20 protein-coding genes are annotated in these 17837 nt (G+C 54.4%); 11 read left to right on the top strand and 9 right to left on the bottom strand.

The genetic code is table 11. The features are described 5' to 3' along the window. The first annotated feature begins 69 nt into the window (after positions 1-69). The 5 genes from FOC35_RS08445 (at position 70) to cysE (ending at position 3214) form a co-directional block, all read left to right on the top strand. On the top strand, positions 70-501 hold the full coding sequence (locus FOC35_RS08445) for a rhodanese-like domain-containing protein (protein WP_016538904.1): 432 nt from the start codon (positions 70-72) through the stop codon (positions 499-501). Between the two features lie 23 nt (positions 502-524). Continuing rightward, complete coding sequence (gene grxC / locus FOC35_RS08440; RefSeq protein WP_172568656.1) at positions 525-776, top strand: glutaredoxin 3; 252 nt, start codon at positions 525-527, stop codon at positions 774-776. 57 nt (positions 777-833) lie between these two features. Beyond that, entirely contained in the window at positions 834-1301 is a 468-nt protein-coding gene (secB, locus tag FOC35_RS08435) for a protein-export chaperone SecB (RefSeq protein WP_016538906.1), read from the top strand. Beyond that, positions 1301-2320, top strand: a complete 1020-nt coding sequence (gene gpsA / locus FOC35_RS08430; RefSeq protein WP_172568655.1) for an NAD(P)H-dependent glycerol-3-phosphate dehydrogenase — start codon at positions 1301-1303, stop codon at positions 2318-2320. The genes secB and gpsA overlap by 1 nt, the downstream gene beginning before the upstream one ends. Before the next feature lie 78 nt (positions 2321-2398). Continuing rightward, entirely contained in the window at positions 2399-3214 is an 816-nt protein-coding gene (cysE, locus tag FOC35_RS08425; protein ID WP_016538908.1) for a serine O-acetyltransferase, read from the top strand. Here cysE and trmL read toward each other — a convergent pair. The 3 genes from trmL to cpxR all read right to left on the bottom strand — a co-directional run bounded on the left by trmL (position 3211) and on the right by cpxR (position 5831). Beyond that, the gene (trmL, locus tag FOC35_RS08420; protein ID WP_016538909.1) at positions 3211-3684 is read right to left on the bottom strand and encodes a tRNA (uridine(34)/cytosine(34)/5-carboxymethylaminomethyluridine(34)-2'-O)-methyltransferase TrmL; all 474 of its coding nucleotides are present in this window, start codon (positions 3682-3684) and stop codon (positions 3211-3213) included. The two genes, cysE and trmL, sit on opposite strands and share 4 nt — an antisense overlap. 81 nt (positions 3685-3765) lie before the next feature. Next, positions 3766-5136 (bottom strand): envelope stress sensor histidine kinase CpxA, encoded by a 1371-nt coding sequence (gene cpxA / locus FOC35_RS08415; protein ID WP_016538910.1) that lies wholly within the window; start codon positions 5134-5136, stop codon positions 3766-3768. Beyond that, on the bottom strand, positions 5133-5831 hold the full coding sequence (gene cpxR, locus FOC35_RS08410; protein ID WP_016538911.1) for an envelope stress response regulator transcription factor CpxR: 699 nt from the start codon (positions 5829-5831) through the stop codon (positions 5133-5135). The genes cpxA and cpxR overlap by 4 nt, the downstream gene beginning before the upstream one ends. Before the next feature lie 150 nt (positions 5832-5981). Between cpxR and cpxP the strand changes: the two genes are divergently transcribed. The 5 genes from cpxP (at position 5982) to FOC35_RS08385 (ending at position 11206) form a co-directional block, all read left to right on the top strand. Next, positions 5982-6491 carry a cell-envelope stress modulator CpxP gene (cpxP, locus tag FOC35_RS08405; protein WP_016538912.1) on the top strand — a complete coding sequence of 170 codons (510 nt, stop codon included), beginning with the start codon at positions 5982-5984 and terminating at the stop codon, positions 6489-6491. A 124-nt stretch (positions 6492-6615) separates the two neighbouring features. Next, complete coding sequence (fieF, locus tag FOC35_RS08400; RefSeq protein ID WP_016538913.1) at positions 6616-7518, top strand: CDF family cation-efflux transporter FieF; 903 nt, start codon at positions 6616-6618, stop codon at positions 7516-7518. Positions 7519-7701: 183 nt separating this feature from the next. Next, the gene (gene pfkA / locus FOC35_RS08395; protein WP_016538914.1) at positions 7702-8664 is read left to right on the top strand and encodes a 6-phosphofructokinase; all 963 of its coding nucleotides are present in this window, start codon (positions 7702-7704) and stop codon (positions 8662-8664) included. Between the two features lie 148 nt (positions 8665-8812). Then, positions 8813-9802 (top strand): sulfate ABC transporter substrate-binding protein, encoded by a 990-nt coding sequence (locus FOC35_RS08390; RefSeq protein ID WP_016538916.1) that lies wholly within the window; start codon positions 8813-8815, stop codon positions 9800-9802. 99 nt (positions 9803-9901) lie between these two features. Continuing rightward, positions 9902-11206, top strand: coding sequence for an SLC13 family permease (locus FOC35_RS08385; RefSeq protein ID WP_172568654.1), 1305 nt, complete (start codon positions 9902-9904; stop codon positions 11204-11206). A gap of 47 nt (positions 11207-11253) precedes the next feature. Here FOC35_RS08385 and tpiA read toward each other — a convergent pair whose 3' ends face one another. After that, positions 11254-12021: a triose-phosphate isomerase gene (gene tpiA, locus FOC35_RS08380; RefSeq protein WP_039899006.1), complete on the bottom strand. Its 768-nt coding sequence runs from the start codon at positions 12019-12021 to the stop codon at positions 11254-11256. A gap of 108 nt (positions 12022-12129) precedes the next feature. Continuing rightward, complete coding sequence (locus tag FOC35_RS08375) at positions 12130-12729, bottom strand: YiiQ family protein (protein WP_039899007.1); 600 nt, start codon at positions 12727-12729, stop codon at positions 12130-12132. Positions 12730-12844: 115 nt separating this feature from the next. On the opposite strand from FOC35_RS08375, the gene FOC35_RS08370 reads away from it, so the two are divergent. Further along, on the top strand, positions 12845-13264 hold the full coding sequence (locus FOC35_RS08370; RefSeq protein ID WP_016538921.1) for a DUF805 domain-containing protein: 420 nt from the start codon (positions 12845-12847) through the stop codon (positions 13262-13264). A gap of 1 nt (position 13265) precedes the next feature. On the opposite strand, the gene fpr is transcribed toward FOC35_RS08370, so the two are convergent. The 4 genes from fpr to FOC35_RS08350 all read right to left on the bottom strand — a co-directional run bounded on the left by fpr (position 13266) and on the right by FOC35_RS08350 (position 17632). Continuing rightward, a complete protein-coding gene (fpr, locus tag FOC35_RS08365) occupies positions 13266-14012 on the bottom strand; it encodes a ferredoxin--NADP(+) reductase (RefSeq protein WP_039899009.1) in 747 nt (248 codons plus the stop codon). 99 nt (positions 14013-14111) lie between these two features. Beyond that, on the bottom strand, positions 14112-15122 hold the full coding sequence (gene glpX / locus FOC35_RS08360; protein ID WP_172568653.1) for a class II fructose-bisphosphatase: 1011 nt from the start codon (positions 15120-15122) through the stop codon (positions 14112-14114). A 119-nt stretch (positions 15123-15241) separates the two neighbouring features. Continuing rightward, positions 15242-16756 carry a glycerol kinase GlpK gene (gene glpK, locus FOC35_RS08355; RefSeq protein ID WP_039899011.1) on the bottom strand — a complete coding sequence of 505 codons (1515 nt, stop codon included), beginning with the start codon at positions 16754-16756 and terminating at the stop codon, positions 15242-15244. A 21-nt stretch (positions 16757-16777) separates the two neighbouring features. Then, positions 16778-17632, bottom strand: a complete 855-nt coding sequence (locus FOC35_RS08350) for an MIP/aquaporin family protein (protein WP_016538925.1) — start codon at positions 17630-17632, stop codon at positions 16778-16780. Positions 17633-17837: the final 205 nt, after the last annotated feature.

Raw genomic sequence — 17837 nt, 5'->3', positions numbered from 1 at the left:
TGCCACAACGCGAAGGTATACTCCCCACCTGGTTTTCTCATCATTACTTAGTCGGGAGTTACTACCCCCATGCAAGAAATTATGCAATTCGTTGGCCGTCACCCCATACTTAGTCTGGCGTGGGTCGGTTTGCTGGCCGCGGTACTTTTCATGACCTTTAAGGGGTTAACCTCCAAAGTTAAAGTCATTACCCGTGGTGAAGCTACCCGCTTAATTAACAAAGAAGACGCGGTAGTTGTTGATGTGCGCCAGCGTGACGATTTCCGTAAAGGCCACATTGCTAACTCGCTGAACGTGCTGCCAACTGAAATCAAAAGCGGCAACTTCGGTGAGCTGGAAAAACACAAAGCGAAGCCGGTGATTGTGGTGTGCGCCAACGGCGTCTCTTCACAAGAGTCTGCCGCACTGTTAAATAAAGCAGGTTTTGAGCAGGTATCACTGCTGAAAGAAGGCATCGCCGGCTGGAGCGGGGAAAACCTGCCGCTGGTTCGCGGTAAATAATCTGGAACAGACTGAGGTAAACCATGGCGAATATTGAACTCTACACTAAAGCGACCTGCCCGTTTTGCCACCGCGCAAAAGCCCTGCTCACTAGCAAAGGGGTGACGTTCCAGGAATTGCCTATCGACGGCGATGCCGCTAAGCGTGAAGAGATGATCAAGCGCAGTGGCCGCACCACGGTTCCGCAGATTTTTATTGATGCACAGCACATTGGCGGTTGCGATGACTTGTACGCACTGGATGCGCGTGGTGGACTCGATCCCCTGCTGAGCTAGTGCGGTTTGTCTGCCGTGTATCGCAGATTAAGGACGTTTAAATTTTAAGGGTTAACAATGTCAGAACAAAATAATGCAGAAATGGCTTTCCAGATTCAGCGCGTTTACACCAAGGATGTTTCTTTTGAAGCACCAAATGCGCCGCACGTTTTCCAAAAAGACTGGCAGCCGGAAGTTAAACTGGATCTCGATACCGCGTCCAGCCAGCTGGCTGATAACGTGTATGAAGTGGTGCTGCGCGTAACCGTGACCGCAACGCTTGGCGAAGACACCGCTTTCCTGTGCGAAGTGCAGCAGGCCGGTATTTTCTCTGTTGAAGGTATCGACGGGAATCAACTGGCGCATTGCCTGGGTGCATACTGCCCGAACATCCTGTTCCCGTATGCGCGTGAATGTATCACTAGCCTGGTTTCTCGCGGTACTTTCCCTCAGCTGAACCTTGCACCGGTTAACTTTGATGCGCTGTTCATGAGCTATCTGCAGCAGCAAGCTGGCGAAGGTGCTGAAAACCATCAGGATGCCTGATGAACAGCCTTAATGCTTCAATGACTGTGATCGGTGCCGGTTCTTACGGCACCGCTCTCGCCATCACCCTGGCGAGAAACGGCCACCACGTTGTGTTGTGGGGGCACGATGCTCAACATATCGCAACGCTGCAGGCCGATCGCTGTAATGTTGCGTTCCTGCCGGATGTTCCTTTCCCCGATACGCTCCATCTGGAGAGTGATTTAGCCACTGCCCTGGCGGCCAGCCGCAATATTCTGGTTGTTGTCCCGAGTCATGTGTTCGGGCAGGTGCTGCGCCAAATCAAACCTCTGATGCGCCACGATGCGCGTATTGTCTGGGCAACTAAAGGCCTTGAGGCAGAAACGGGCCGCTTATTGCAGGATGTTGCTCGCGAAGCGCTGGGCGATGATGTGCCACTGGCCGTTATCTCCGGGCCGACTTTTGCTAAAGAGCTGGCCGCAGGTTTGCCGACGGCTATTGCTCTTGCGGCGACAGACGACCAGTTTGCGCACGACCTCCAGCACCTGCTGCACTGTGGTAAAAGCTTCCGCGTCTACAGCAATCCCGATTTTATCGGCGTACAGCTGGGCGGGGCGGTGAAGAACGTTATTGCCATCGGCGCAGGGATGTCTGACGGCATCGGCTTTGGCGCTAACGCTCGTACCGCGCTCATTACCCGTGGTCTTGCAGAGATGACGCGTCTGGGCAGCGCGCTTGGCGCTTCGCCTGAAACCTTTATGGGGATGGCGGGCCTGGGTGACCTGGTGCTGACCTGTACCGATAACCAATCCCGCAACCGTCGCTTTGGCATGATGCTGGGTCAGGGTATGGATGTGGACGGTGCGCAGCAGAAAATCGGCCAGGTGGTTGAAGGGTATCGCAACACCAAAGAAGTTCGCGAGCTGGCAGCGCGGGTAGGTGTTGAAATGCCAATAACCGAGGAAATTTATCAGGTATTGTATTGCGGAAAAAACGCGCGCGAGGCAGCATTAACGTTGCTTGGTCGTACCCGTAAGGATGAACGAAGCGGCAACTGACGGATCGTTTAATTCACCGCAATAACTGAAACGTCCCGACCCTGGTGTCGGGCGTTGTTTTTCTGTCTGGAGAGAGCAATGTCATCTGAAGAACTGGATTTGGTGTGGAGCAATATTAAAGCCGAAGCGCGTGCGCTAGCGGATTGTGAACCCATGTTGGCCAGTTTTTATCACGCGACGCTGCTCAAGCATGAAAACCTCGGGAATGCGCTGAGCTATATGCTTGCCAACAAACTGGCTTCGCCCATCATGCCGGCGATTGCGATTCGTGAAGTGGTTGAAGAGGCTTATGCGGCCGACCCGCAAATGATAGCCTCTGCGGCCTGTGATATTCAGGCGGTGCGCACCCGTGACCCGGCGGTGGATAAATACTCCACGCCGCTTCTTTACCTCAAAGGCTTCCATGCGCTGCAGGCTTACCGCATCGGGCACTGGCTCTGGCTCGAAGGGCGCCAGGCGCTGGCGATTTTCTTGCAGAATCAGGTTTCCGTCTCTTTCCAGGTGGATATTCACCCGGCGGCAAAAATTGGCTGCGGCATTATGCTCGACCACGCTACCGGCATTGTGATCGGTGAAACGGCGGTAGTAGAAAATGACGTCTCGATTCTGCAATCTGTGACGCTGGGCGGCACCGGGAAAACCAGCGGTGACCGCCATCCGAAGATCCGTGAAGGCGTGATGATTGGCGCCGGGGCGAAGATCCTCGGCAATATTGAAGTGGGAACGGGCGCTAAAATTGGCGCGGGTTCCGTCGTGTTACAGCCGGTGCCACCGCATACCACTGCCGCTGGCGTACCGGCAAGAATCGTCGGCACGCCGGAAAGCGACAAACCGTCGATGGACATGGATCAGCACTTCAACAGCATCGGCTTCGAGTTCGGAGACGGTATCTAGCTTCTGAGAACGGCGCCGCGGTATCCCAGCTGGCGCCAGGCTTCATACACTACAACAGAAACCGAGTTCGACAGGTTCATGCTACGGCTGTCGGGCATCATCGGGATGCGAATTTTTTGCTCCGGCGGCATCGCATTCAGGATCTCGGCAGGTAGCCCGCGGGTTTCCGGGCCAAACATCAGATAATCCCCTTCTTGATAACTCACCGCGCTGTGGGCTGGCGTTCCCTTGGTGGTTAAAGCAAACAGGCGCTGGGGCTTTTCTGCCTCCAGAAACGCGCTGTAGTCGCGATGGCGCAGAACGGTAGTAAATTCGTGGTAATCCAGTCCGGCGCGACGCAGGCGCTTATCATCCCAGGGAAATCCCATTGGCTCAATGATGTGCAACCGAAACCCGGTATTTGCACACAGGCGAATAATGTTCCCGGTATTGGGCGGAATTTCTGGCTCAAACAAAACGATATTTAACATACAACCCCCATCGACAAGGGGCGCAGAATAGCAAAATTGCTGCTAAGCAGAAATGAAAACAGGCTCCGTAGAGCCTGCTTGTTAACGGTGATAAAGCGGCAGCCAGAGCGTCAGGCGCAGGCCGCCTAGCGGGCTGTCATCTGCTTTGACCCAGCCGCGATGCTGCTGTACCGCAGTCTCAACGATAGCGAGGCCAAGGCCGGTGCCGCCGGACTCGCGGTCGCGTGCTTCATCGGTGCGGTAGAACGGGCGGAAAATTTGCTCGCGATCTTCCGGGCTAACGCCCGGGCCATCATCGTCAACCGTCACCGTAATGCCCTGGTTATCCACGGAGAAGTTAACGGCAATTTTAGTATGCGAGTAGCGCAGTGCGTTGCGAATGATATTCTCAAGCGCACTTTCCAGCGCATTTGGGTTGCCGTACATCAGCCACGGACCGGGTGGATAGGTAATTTCCAGAGATTTACCCATCTGTTCGGCTTCGAAAGCGGCGTTATCCAGCATTTCCGTCCAGATCTGGTTTGCCTTCATGGTTTCGCTAACCAGCGCATTTTTCTGCTGATTACGCGACATAACCAGTAAATCGTTGATCATGCCATCCAGCCGCTGAGCTTCGGTTTCTATACGCCCCAGCTCCTTACTCTCACCGCTGCGGCGGCGAAGCAGGGCAGTACCAAGCTGCAGTCGAGTGAGCGGAGTACGAAGCTCATGAGAGATGTCGGACAGCAGCCGCTGCTGCGCCGTCATCATTCTTTCCAGCGCGGTCACCATCTGGTTAAAGCTGGCGCCTGCGGCCTGGAACTCCTGCGGCCCGGCTTCCAGCTCAGGATGCTGACGCAAATTCCCCTGCGCAACCTCATCCGCCGCGTTTTTCAGCTTACGAGCCGGTTTTGCCAGGCTCCATGCCAGCCACAGCAGCAGTGGAGAGCTCACCAGCATGGTGACAATCAGCAACAGCAGAGGCCGGTCGAACAGCAGGTTGATAAAGTCGGACTGTGAGCTGCTGGCGGGGCGAATTAGATAAAGTTGGTAGTTATCTTCGCCATCTCGTACCGAAAATGGGCCAACAAGCTCAACCCGGCCATATTTCTTTTTCTGGGGATGATCGGCGTTATCGGACTGGCCGATAAAGTTACGGATGATCTGCATTTCGTTGCGTTGGGCGCCAATGACTCGCCCTTCGCTGGTGACCAGCAGCAGGCGCTGGCCAGGAGGTGCCCATTTGTCGATGGCGCGAAACAGACGCCTCCACCACATTAAATCATTGGGCGGATCGGTCGCCAGCTCGGCTTCGACGTGCTGCTCAATCATGTAGCCCTGACGTTGCTCATTCTCCATCAGCTCGGTCATCTGGCGTGAATCCAGCTTTGGCAGCATTAAAACTAACATCAGTACCAGAGCCAGCGTCAGCCAGAAGATGGCAAAAATGCGCGCGGTAAGGCTACTTATCATGAAGCGGAAACCATCAGATAGCCGCGACCACGTAATGTTTTAAACCACGGGTGACCGTCTTTGCGATCCGGCAATTTGCGGCGCAGGTTGGAAATATGCATATCGATTGCGCGATCGAATGGCGTCAGGCGTTTACCGAGGACTTCCTGGCTAAGATGTTCACGTGAAACTACCTGACCAAGATGCTGGGCCAGAAGATAGAGCAGGGTGAACTCGGTGCCGGTTAAATCCAGCGCCTGGCCATCGAAGCTCGCTTCCTGACGGCCCGGGTTCAGGCTCAGCCCGTCCACCTCTACCGTTGGAGAACTGCTGTCGCTGTTTTGTTGTTGCTCGCTCCAGTGTGAGCGACGCAGGATGGCGCGAATACGCGCAACCAGCTCGCGGTCGTTAAAGGGTTTTGGTAAATAGTCATCGGCACCCAGCTCAAGGCCGAGTACGCGGTCAAGTTCGCTCCCGCGTGCGGTAAGCATAATGACTGGTGTCTGGTGTGTCTGGCGAAGCTCTTTCAAGGTATCGATACCGTTTTTCTTCGGCATCATTACGTCGAGCAATAACAGGTCGATGCTGTCGTCCAGAAGGGCCAACGCTTGCTCGCCGTCGTGGGCGACAGTTACGTCAAAACCTTCCATGTCGAGCAATTCCTTTAGCAGGGAAGTCAGCTCTCGGTCATCATCAACTAACAGGATTTTATTCATTGTGAAATTACCTCCGAGGCAGAAATTACGTCATCAAGCGGCGCTAATCCATGACTTTACGTTGTTTTACACCCCCTGACGCTAGTTTGCAGCGGGAATCGTAGACTGGCTCTCGTTGAATCGCAGCACAAAAGATTTTGGGAGCAAGTGATGCGCAATGTTACCGCTGCCGTCATGGCCTCAACGCTGGCGTTTATCTCTTTAGCCAGCCAGGCCGCTGATTTACAGACCGGCGTTAACTGGCCGCAAAGCGACAATCTGGCAAAGCGCAGTAACGCTCAGAATCATATGTTTGACGGCATAAGTTTGACCGAACAGCAGCGCCAACAGATGCGCGATCTTATGCAACGGGCAAGGCATGATAGCCCACCCGTTAATGTTAGCGAAATGGAGATCATGCATAGGCTGATCACCGCAGATAAATTTGATGAAGCGGCAGTAAAAGCCCAGGCTGAAAAAATGGCACAAGAACAGGTTGCCCGCCAGGTAGAGATGGCAAAAGTACGCAACCAAATGTACCACTTGTTAAGCCCGGAACAGCAGTCCGCTTTAAATGAAAAACACCAGCAGCGCATGGATAATCTCCGTGAACTGTCGGACCAGCAGCAGGGCATTTCGCTGCAGGCAATGAGTAGTAGCAGTAACCGTAGTAACCAGTAACAAACCCTGTTTTCCTTGCCATAGACACCATCCCTGTCTTCCCCGCCTACCCAGGCGGGTTTTTTTTGCCCAAAGCTCAGAGCGGGATCCGCTATACTAGCCGCATTCACCTGCGGGAGCCTCCATGAATCAACAATATGGGCAGCTGGTTAGCCGGGCCGCAATAGCAGCGACCGCCATGGCCTTGCTGCTGCTGATCATTAAAATTTTTGCCTGGTGGTACACCGGTTCGGTCAGTATTCTGGCGGCGCTGGTGGACTCGCTGGTTGATATTGCCGCCTCGCTGACCAATCTGCTGGTGGTGCGCTATTCACTGCAACCGGCAGATGAAGAACACACGTTCGGCCATGGCAAAGCAGAGTCGCTTGCCGCGCTTGCGCAAAGCATGTTTATCTCAGGGTCGGCATTGTTCCTGTTTTTGACAGGTATTCAGCATCTTGCCGACCCTTCCCCAATGAAGGATCCCGGTATCGGCATCGCCGTGACGGTCGTTGCGCTGTTAAGTACCTTAATTCTGGTGACCTTTCAGCGCTGGGTGGTGCGAAAAACTCAAAGCCAGGCCGTCCGGGCAGATATGCTTCATTATCAGTCTGATGTTATGATGAATGGCGCAATTCTTATTGCGCTGGCTCTGTCCTGGTACGGCTGGCACCGCGCGGATTCGCTGTTTGCATTGGGCATTGGCGTCTACATTTTATATAGCGCGCTGCAAATGGGTTATGAAGCCGTGCAATCGCTGCTTGATCGGGCGTTACCGGATGAGGAGCGCCAGGCTATTATCGATATCGTGAATACGTGGCCCGGGGTAAGAGGGGCACACGATCTTCGAACGCGGCAGTCAGGGCCGACCCGCTTTATACAGCTTCATATTGAAATGGAAGATAATTTGCCGCTGGTTCAGGCGCATATTATCGCCGAACAGGTGGAACAGGCGATCCTTCATCATTTTCCGGGGTCGGATGTCATTATCCACCAGGATCCTTGCTCGGTTGTACCGACCGGGCGACAGGGACATTTCGAGCTTTAGTTTTACGTTGGAAGGTTGGTGCTAACGGGCAGTTTTTGCACAAAGTACCGCCAGTTGGCCTGACCTGAATCAATTCAGCAGGAAGCCGTTGTTATACTATTTGCTGCAGAGTCGAGGCTTCGGATTGCCCGCAGCGGTTTCCGGCACCAGGATTAATTTTGCTTTCAAAGTTCAGAGGTAGTCATGATCAAAAAAATTGGTGTGTTGACGAGTGGCGGTGATGCGCCGGGCATGAATGCGGCAATTCGCGGCGTAGTGCGTGCGGCATTGTCAGAAGGTCTGGAAGTCATGGGCGTCTATGACGGCTACCTGGGCCTGTATGAAGACCGTATGGTGCAGCTGGACCGCTATAGCGTGTCCGACATGATCAACCGTGGCGGCACATTCCTGGGTTCAGCTCGCTTCCCGGAATTCCGCGACGAAAATGTTCGTGCAGTGGCTATCGATAACCTGAAAAAGCGCGGTATCGATGCGTTGGTTGTTATCGGCGGCGACGGTTCCTACCTGGGCGCGATGCGCCTGACCGAAATGGGCTTCCCGTGCATCGGCTTACCTGGCACCATTGATAACGATATCAAAGGCACCGACTACACCATCGGCTACTTCACCGCGCTGGAAACCGTCGTTGAAGCCATTGACCGCCTGCGTGACACCTCTTCTTCCCACCAGCGTATCTCCATTGTGGAAGTGATGGGCCGCTATTGTGGCGACCTGACTCTGGCTGCGGCTATCGCCGGTGGCTGCGAGTTTGTGGTACTGCCAGAAGTAGAATTCAGCCGTGAAGATCTGGTGGCAGAAATTAAAGCCGGGATTGCCAAAGGTAAGAAACACGCGATAGTGGCTATCACCGAGCACATCTGCGACGTGGACGAGCTGGCGAAATATATCGAAACCGAAACCAAGCGTGAAACCCGCGCGACCGTTCTGGGCCACATTCAGCGCGGCGGTTCTCCGGTAGCTTACGATCGCATTCTGGCTTCCCGCATGGGCGCTTACTCTATCGAGCTGCTTTTGCAGGGCTTCGGTGGTCGTTGCGTCGGCATCCAGAATGAAAAACTGGTTCACCATGACATTATTGACGCCATCGAAAACATGAAGCGTCCGTTCAAAGGTGACTGGCTGGACTGCGCTAAGAAGCTGTACTAAGAGTATTTTTCTCAGAAACCGGGCCTGGCCCGGTTTTTTTATGGGTTGTTATATCTCCAAAAGTTATAGCCAATCTTTTTTTATTCTTTAATGTCAGAAATAGTTTCTGGCACGCTGGGTTCATCAAACTTCATAAAGAGAACGAGCGATGAATAAGTGGGGCGTGGGTTTAACATTACTTTTGGCTTCTGGCGGCGTGCTGGCAAAGGATATTCAGCTACTTAACGTGTCTTACGATCCGACTCGTGAACTGTATGAAGAATATAACAAAGCGTTTAGCGCTCACTGGAAGCAGCAGACCGGCGATACCGTGACCGTGCGCCAGTCTCACGGCGGCTCCGGCAAGCAGGCGACTTCGGTTATCAACGGCATTGAGGCGGACGTTGTCACCCTCGCGCTGGCCTATGATGTTGATGCGATTGCCGAGCGTGGCCGTATCGACAAAAATTGGATCAAGCGGCTGCCGGACAACTCCGCGCCGTACACTTCCACCATCGTTTTCCTGGTGCGTAAAGGCAACCCGAAACAAATCCATGACTGGAACGACCTGATAAAACCGGGCGTCTCGGTTATTACGCCTAACCCGAAAAGCTCCGGTGGCGCACGCTGGAACTATTTAGCCGCATGGGGTTACGCCTTGCATCACAACAATAACGATCAGGCAAAGGCTCAGGACTTCGTAAAAGCGCTGTTTAAGAACGTTGAGGTGCTGGACTCCGGCGCCCGTGGCTCGACCAATACCTTTGTAGAACGCGGGATTGGCGACGTGCTGATTGCGTGGGAAAACGAAGCGCTGTTGGCAACCAATGAACTGGGCAAAGATAAATTCGAAATCGTGACGCCAAGTGAATCGATTCTGGCGGAGCCGACCGTCTCGGTAGTTGATAAAGTGGTTGAGAAGAAAGGCACTCAGGCGGTGGCGGAAGCCTACCTGAAGTATCTCTACTCTCCGGAAGGGCAGGAAATTGCCGCGAAAAACTACTATCGCCCGCGCGATCCTGATGTAGCGAAGAAATACGAAAAAGCGTTTCCTAAACTCAAGCTGTATACCATCGACGAAGAGTTCGGCGGCTGGACTAAGGCCCAGCAAGAGCACTTCTCCAACGGCGGCAGCTTCGACCAAATCAGTAAACGTTAATCAGAATGGCCCTGCGGGGCCATTTTTGTTTCCATCGTCTTACATTTACTCGCTGAATATCTTCCCGTAGAGTGCTGAAAAACTCTACAGGAGACAGGTATGTCACTCTGGTTTTCAGACCCACTTTTCCTGCCCGGAATGATTGTGCTGGTGACTATCATCCTTTGGGCGACATCGGCCCTGCCTGAATACCTCACTGCTCTGCTGTTTTTTGCCGCCGCGATGGTGGCAAAGATTGCTCCTGCCGGGGTTATCTTTAGCGGCTTTGCCTCTTCAGCTTTCTGGCTGGTATTCAGCGGTTTTGTGTTGGGAATTGCGATTCGTAAAACCGGCCTTGCCGACAGGGTCGCCCGTGCGCTTTCCGCCCGGCTTACCGACTCCTGGCCTCATATGGTTGGAAGCGTGGTCTTGCTTAGCTACGCGCTGGCTTTTGTCATGCCTTCTAATATGGGGCGGATTGCCCTCCTGATGCCGATTGTTGCCGCCATGGCCAGGCAAGCCGCTATTGGTGAGGGGACCCGAGCCTGGTACGGTCTGGCGCTGGCCGTGGGGTTTGGGACATTCCAGCTTTCAGCAACGATTTTGCCCGCCAACGTCCCTAATCTGGTAATGAGCGGCGCCGCAGAGGGCTCTTACGGTCTGCATCTCAATTATCTGCCATACCTGCTGCTGCATACGCCGGTGCTGGGCATTCTTAAAGGACTCATTCTGATTGGTCTTATCTGCTGGCTATTTCCCGGCAGACCTCAGCCGCCGCAGCATATTGAGCATCCTGGGCCGATGAGCGTTGAAGAAAAGCGTCTGGCGTGGCTGCTCGCTGTAGTTCTTGGTCTGTGGGTAACGGAAAGCTGGCACGGCATTGGTCCGGCATGGATAGGGCTGGTGGCCGCCTGTATTACGCTGCTGCCGCGTATCGGGTTTATCACCAGCGAGGAGTTTGCCAGCGGGGTAAATGTGCGGACCTGTTTCTATGTGGCGGGCATTCTGGCTCTGGCAACTACGGTTACGCATATCGGGCTTGGCGCTATCGTAGGTGAAAAACTGATGGCGATAATGCCGCTGGATGCGGATAAACCTTTTACCAGTTTTGCCGCGCTGACCGGCATTACCAGCCTGCTCAACTTTATCGTTACCGCTAACGGGGTGCCTGCGCTGTACACCACTTTTGCCGAAAGTTTCTCTCAGGCAACCGGGTTCCCGCTGCTGTCGGTCATTATGATTCAGGTTCTGGGATATTCCACGCCGCTGCTGCCGTATATGGCCTCGCCGATTGTGGTGGCGATGGGGCTGGGGAAGGTTCCTGCGAAAGAGGGAATGAAGCTTTGCCTGGCGCTGGCCGTCGTGACTTTTCTGCTGCTTTTGCCGCTGGACTACGGTTGGTTCCGGCTGTTGCATAAGCTATAAAAAAACGGCTCCGCAAGCGGAGCCGTTTCGTTTAATCGAGTGCGGGATTACGCTTTTTTCGCTTCAGCCGCAGCTTTAACGATAACGGCGAAGGCGTCGGCTTTCAGAGAAGCACCGCCAACCAGCGCGCCGTCGATATCCGGCTGAGCGAACAGCTCGGCTGCGTTTTTATCGTTAACGGAACCGCCGTACTGGATGATCACTTGCTCAGCCACTTTAGCGTCAGCTTTAGCAATGTGGTCACGAATGAATTTGTGTACTGCCTGAGCCTGAGCTGGGGTAGCAGATTTGCCGGTACCGATTGCCCAAATTGGTTCGTAAGCGATAACCGCGCCTTCGAAAGCAGCCGCGCCCTGAGTCTTCAGTACGGCGTCAATCTGGCGAGCACAAACTTCTTCAGTTTTGCCGGCTTCGTTTTCTGCTTCGGTTTCACCGATGCACAGAACCGGAGTCAGGCCAGCTTCTTTCAGCACGGCGAATTTCTTCGCGATGAACTCATCAGACTCTGCGTGGTAAGTACGACGCTCGGAGTGGCCGATGATGATGTATTTAGCGCCGATATCTTTCAGCATTTCTGCGGAAACTTCACCGGTGAACGCGCCGGACAGGTTCACGTCAACGTTCTGCGCGCCAAGAATGATGTGGCTACCGGAAGCAGCGTGTTTTGCCAGGTCCAGATACATAGTTGGTGGGGCAATAGCTACGCCACAGCCGTCAACGCCGGACAGCTCTTTACGCAGGTTGGCGATAAGCTCGTGAACCATGTGTTTGCTGCCGTTCAGTTTCCAGTTACCCATCACTAAAGGATGTCGCATTTTAATTCTCCACGCGGTAAGCAATAAAAAGAATCACTGCCCTATGGGCAGCTTGGTCTGTGAAACAGTATAGAGATCCAACGGGCGAAAGGCTTTGCTTTTTGTCATTTATTCGCCGTTGTTTAGCGCCTCAGATAGCGCCAGCTTAATCGGTTCAACCGCGAAGGTAAGCCCCTTTTCGCCGTTATCCGCTACAACATAGCGAATGGCGCCGTCGTTCTGCGAAAAATAGCGTTTATTCTTGCCGTCGCTCAGTAATTTGGTCAGTTTTTGCTGGCTCTGTGCTTTTGAAAGCGAAGGCGTGAAGCTACGAATAATCGCGGCCATATACTCCAGCGCTTTGCCGCGAGCGGCCTTTTGTTCCGGGCCCTGAATCGGCAGCCAGGTTATCTGTATCGATTTAACCTTAAGCGTTCCGCGCTCCAGCGCCGCCGAGGCGTAGAGGTTTTCGTTGATCTTGGTCGCGGCTCGCGTCAGGTTAGCTTTATCGCGGCTGTTTTCAACGGCGCGAAACTCGTTTAACGGCAACGAAGGATTATCGATATTGAATTTGCCGCGAAACTGGGTAATGGTCAGATCGAACGTTGGGGCGCCCGGCAGCAGGTAAGGCGCGGCCGGGAGCTGAGAAGCCGTATCTGACGGAGGATCCGCCCGGCTCACCGCCAGAGGCAGCGCCAGCAGCACGAGGGCAGGTAGCAGATATTTCATCGACACACTTCTCCTGTAATTTGTCTTCCCGATTAAATCGGCAATCCGTTGGCTTGTCAAAACGGGTCGCGACCAGGGTACACTACGCCGCGATAAAATAATAAGGACCTTACCCATGACCATACAGCAATGGTTGTTCTCTTTTAAAGGGCGCATTGGGCGCCGCGATTTTTGGATCTGGATTGGGGCCTGGATTATCGGCCTGATTATTCTGTTTACCCTGGCGGGGGCGGAAATCATGCCTTACTCCACGGCGGGCTTCTTCCTCACTGGTTCGCTTATTCCGACTGCCGCGGTTATCGTCAAGCGGCTGCACGACAGGGATAAAAAAGGCTGGTGGGCGCTGCTGTTCATTCCTGCGTGGCTTCTGCTGGCAGGGAACTGGGAGACCTTTGGTACTTTGTGGCAGTGGGGGCTTGGGCGCTTCATCCCGACATTGATTCTGGTGATGGTCATCATGGACCTGGGCGCGTTTATTGGCACCCAGGGCGAGAATCGCTTTGGTAAAGAGACCAGCGAAGTTAAATTCCGCTGAATTACCAGTAATGCTCCGCAGTCATATGGCCCGGTCGGCGACGCAGATGTTTGCTCATCTGCCGGGTATCTTTCAGTAGTTGCTGGGTATCACGCACCATCTGCGGGTTACCGCACAGCATCACATGGCTGGTTTCGGTATCCATCGGCAGGCCGACAGCCTTTTCAAGCTCCCCGCTTTCAATCAGCGCCGGTACGCGTCCGGTGAGAGAGCCGGATACCGTTTCGCGGCTAACCACGGTCTGAACACGTACTTTGCCCTGATAACGTTCCTGTAGCTCCAGCATTAGCGGCAGATAGCTTAAATCGCTGGCGTAGCGCACGGCGTGAAGCAGCACGATATTTTCAAAGCGCTCAAGGTCTTTGCCTTCCTGGAGAATAGACAGATAGGGGCCGAGCGCGGTGCCGGTCGCAAGCATCCACAGCGTTTTGCAGTCGGGAATTTCTTCGAGGACGAAGAACCCGGCGGCCTCGCTTACCAGCTGAACTTCATCGCCGGGCCGCAGGGCGTGCAGGCGTGGGCTGAGTTTACCCTCCGGCACGGTGACCAGATAGAATTCAAGGTCGGGATTACTCGGGGCGTTGACGTAGGAGTAGGCACGCTGCACGCGCTCGCCGTCTATCTCTAACCCAAGCTTGGTAAACTGCCCGGCCGTAAACGGGGGGACCGGGGCGTGAACCGTCAGGCTAAAGAGAGAATCTGTCCAGTTTTGAACCCGGGTGACTTTACCTGTAACCCAATCCGCCATGTTGCTCTCCAGTCGTTGCTTTTTGCCTATCTTCACCAGGTTGCAGAGACATTTCCAGCCCAAACGAGCCGGAAAGCTCGAACCAACAAATGAGAAGCGTTACAGAATATGCTTCTGTACTTCGGTATCTTTACGATCGAGATAATGAATCGACTGAATGCGGCGGATGGTACGGGATTTGCCGCGGATCAGCAGGGTTTCGGTGGTTGCCATGTTGCCTTTGCGGGTGATCCCGTCCAGCAGGTCGCCTTTGGTGATACCGGTGGCGGAGAAGATAACGTTGTCATTGCGAGCCATTTCGTCGAGCGCTAATACCCGTCCGGCCTCAATGCCCATTGCTTTGCAGCGCGCCAGCTCCTGTTCGCCGATGCGGCGATTCTCTTCGCTGTCGCCTTTTACGTGATGGCGAGCCAGCAGGCGGCCCTGCATGTCGCCGTCCAGCGCGCGGATCACCGCCGCGGAAACAACACCTTCCGGTGCGCCGCCGACGCCATACAGCACGTCCACTTCGCTATCCGGCATGCAGGTCAAAATGGATGCGGCTACGTCACCGTCGGGAATGGCAAATACGCGCACGCCCAGCTGCTGCATTTCTTTAATGGTCGCATCGTGGCGAGGTTTAGCCAGAATGGTGACCGTCAGTTCGCTAAGCGGCTTGTTCAGCGCGGCGGCAATATTGCGCAGGTTGTCGCTAAGGCTGAGATTAAGGTCGATAGCGCCTTTGGCTCCCGGGCCGACAATCAGCTTTTCCATATACATATCGGGCGCGTTGAGGAAGGTGCCCTTATCGCCGACGGCTAGTACGGCCAGAGCGTTGGCCTGGCCCATTGCCGTCATGCGTGTGCCTTCAATTGGGTCTACGGCAATATCTACCGCGTCGCCTTTTCCGGTGCCGACTTTCTCGCCGATGTAGAGCATTGGCGCTTCGTCGATTTCCCCTTCGCCGATGACAATCTCACCGTCGATATTGATTTGGTTTAACACGATACGCATTGCATTTACGGCCGCGCCGTCGGCGACGTTTTTATCGCCCCGGCCAAGCCATTTGTAGCCAGCAAGCGCTGCGGCTTCGGTCACGCGGGAAAATTCGATGGCAAGTTCTCGTTTCATAGCAGACTCATTTAGCAAACAGAATTGCCGGGGAGTTTAGCACAGGCGGGGAAGGGGGCGGGAAACCGCCGGGCAGGGCAGCTAATGAAAAAGGCCCCTGAGAGGGGCCTTTTGAGAGATTACTGTTCTTCGTGATCTTCCCAGGCAAGGGCGCGTTTAACCGCTTTTTTCCAGCCTGCATAGCGATAGTTACGCTCGGTAGTTTCAATCCCCGGACGGAACTCTTTCTCGATGACCGATTTTTCCTGCAGTTCGTCGAGATTCTGCCAGAAACCGACTGCCAGACCGGCGAGGTAGGCCGCACCCAGGGCGGTAACTTCGCGTACTTCAGGGCGCTCAACGCGCGTGCCGAGAATATCGGACTGGAACTGCATCAGGAAGTTGTTTGCTACCGCACCGCCGTCCACGCGCAGGGCGTGCAGACGAATACCGGAGTCGGCCTGCATGGCTTCCAGCACATCGCGGGTTTGGTAAGCGATAGACTCAAGCGTTGCGCGAATGATGTGGTTGGAGTTCACGCCACGGGTCAGGCCGAAAATCGCGCCGCGGGCATACGGGTCCCAGTAAGGTGCGCCGAGGCCGGTAAACGCGGGAACCACGTACACGCCGTTAGTATCTTTCACCTTGTTGGCGAAATATTCGGAGTCAAATGCATCGCCAATCAGTTTCATCTCATCACGCAGCCACTGAATTGACGCCCCGGCCATAAACACCGCACCTTCCAGCGCATAGTTCACTTCGCCTTTAGGGCCGCAGGCGATGGTAGTCAGCAGGCCGTTGGTGGAGGCTACCGCTTTTTCACCGGTGTTCATCAGCATGAAGCAGCCGGTGCCGTAGGTGTTCTTCGCCATACCTTCTTTGACACACAGCTGGCCAAACAGGGCCGCCTGCTGGTCACCGGCGATACCGGCGATAGGAATACGCGTGCCGCCTTTACCGCCGATGTTGGTCTGGCCATAAACTTCTGACGACTTACGGACTTCAGGCAGCATCTCGCGCGGGATATCCAGCGCTTCCAGCATACGGTCGTCCCAGTCCAGCTCGTGAATGTTGAACAGCATAGTACGAGAGGCATTCGTGTAGTCGGTAACGTGAACGCGTCCCTGGGTCATTTTCCAGATAAGCCAGGTATCCACGGTACCGAACAGCAGTTCGCCGCGGCGAGCGCGCTCGCGTGAACCTTCTACGTGGTCGAGGATCCACTTCACCTTGGTGCCGGAGAAATACGGGTCAACGACCAGGCCGGTATTGTGGCGAACATACTCTTCCATGCCGTTGCGCTTCAGCTCTTCACAGATATCTGCGGTACGGCGGCACTGCCAGACAATCGCATTGTAAATCGGCTTACCTGTTTCACGCTCCCAGACCACGGTCGTTTCGCGCTGGTTAGTGATACCGATAGCGGCAATTTCGTCAGAGTTAATATCGGCTTTGGCCAACACTTCTACCAGCGTGGAGCTTTGGGTGGCCCAGATTTCCATCGGGTCATGCTCTACCCAGCCTGGCTTAGGATAGATTTGCTCAAATTCACGCTGCGCGACGCTGATGATGTTGGCGTCATGATCCAGGACAACGGCACGCGAGCTGGTGGTTCCCTGGTCGAGAGCGACGATGTATTTTTTCTCTGTAGTCATAATCATGTCCTGAAGTCAGTATTACAGTGCTTTTTGCTGAGTGGTCGCTTTGCTGTCCGGTTTATCTTCTTCGACAACGCAGACATCGCAAGGAAGGTGACGGCCAATCAATTTACGGTAACCGAATGCGCCAAGCGACGCGCCGACGATTGGAGCGAACAGCGGCACCAGGAAGTAAGGAATATCTTTCCCGCCGGTGAAGGCTACGTCGCCCCAGCCTGCCAGCCATGCGAAGGTTTTCGGCCCAAGGTCACGAGCCGGGTTCATCGCAAACCCCGTCAGTGGCCCCATAGAGGCGCCGATAACCGCAATCAGCAGGCCAATCAGCAGCGGAGCCAGCGGGCCACGCGGCACGCCGTTGCCGTCATCGGTCAGGGCGAGGATCACGCCCATCAGAATAGCGGTAATCACCATCTCTACGGCAAACGCCTGCACAAAGTTAATGTGCGGGTTAGGATAGGTGGAGAAGATACCGGCTAAATCCAGGCTTTCTACGCTGCCGCGAACCATATGATGCGTCTGCTCATAATCGAAGAACAGATTGTAATACAAGCCATAAACCAACGCTGCGGCGCAAAACGCGCCAAGGAATTGTGAAATAATAAACGGCACGACTTTGCGTCCGTCAAAACAGGCGAACAGCCATAGTGCAATCGTCACCGCCGGGTTAAGATGTGCGCCAGATACCCCTGCGGTCATATAGATAGCCATCGCTACCCCTAAGCCCCAGATGATACTGATTTCCCACTGCCCGAAGGTGGCTCCTGCCACTTTCAATGCAGCAACACATCCCACACCGAAGAAAATCAACAACGCGGTACCCATGAATTCGGCGATGCACTGGCCTTTTAAGGTTGTTGTAGCTGTCTGACTCATAGTCGGGTCCTGAAGGCAAATTGATGATTATTGTTAGTCGAGCGTCCTTGCCACCCTTTATGCCATGTAGGCACGGTGTTAATTTATCGTTAACGAACACAAACGAGAAATATCGAACTTAAAATGTGCGTGGTGCGTCAAGAAAATGAGCGTTTTCGCGCTAAAAAGTGAGCACATCCTCACGTGTGACGGGCCGAAATTCCCC

This window comes from Cedecea sp. FDAARGOS_727, assembly GCF_012273235.1.
GTDB lineage: Bacteria > Pseudomonadota > Gammaproteobacteria > Enterobacterales > Enterobacteriaceae > Cedecea > Cedecea davisae.
Note: the sequence above shows the minus strand (reverse complement) of the source record. Positions and strands in the feature narration are given on the sequence as shown.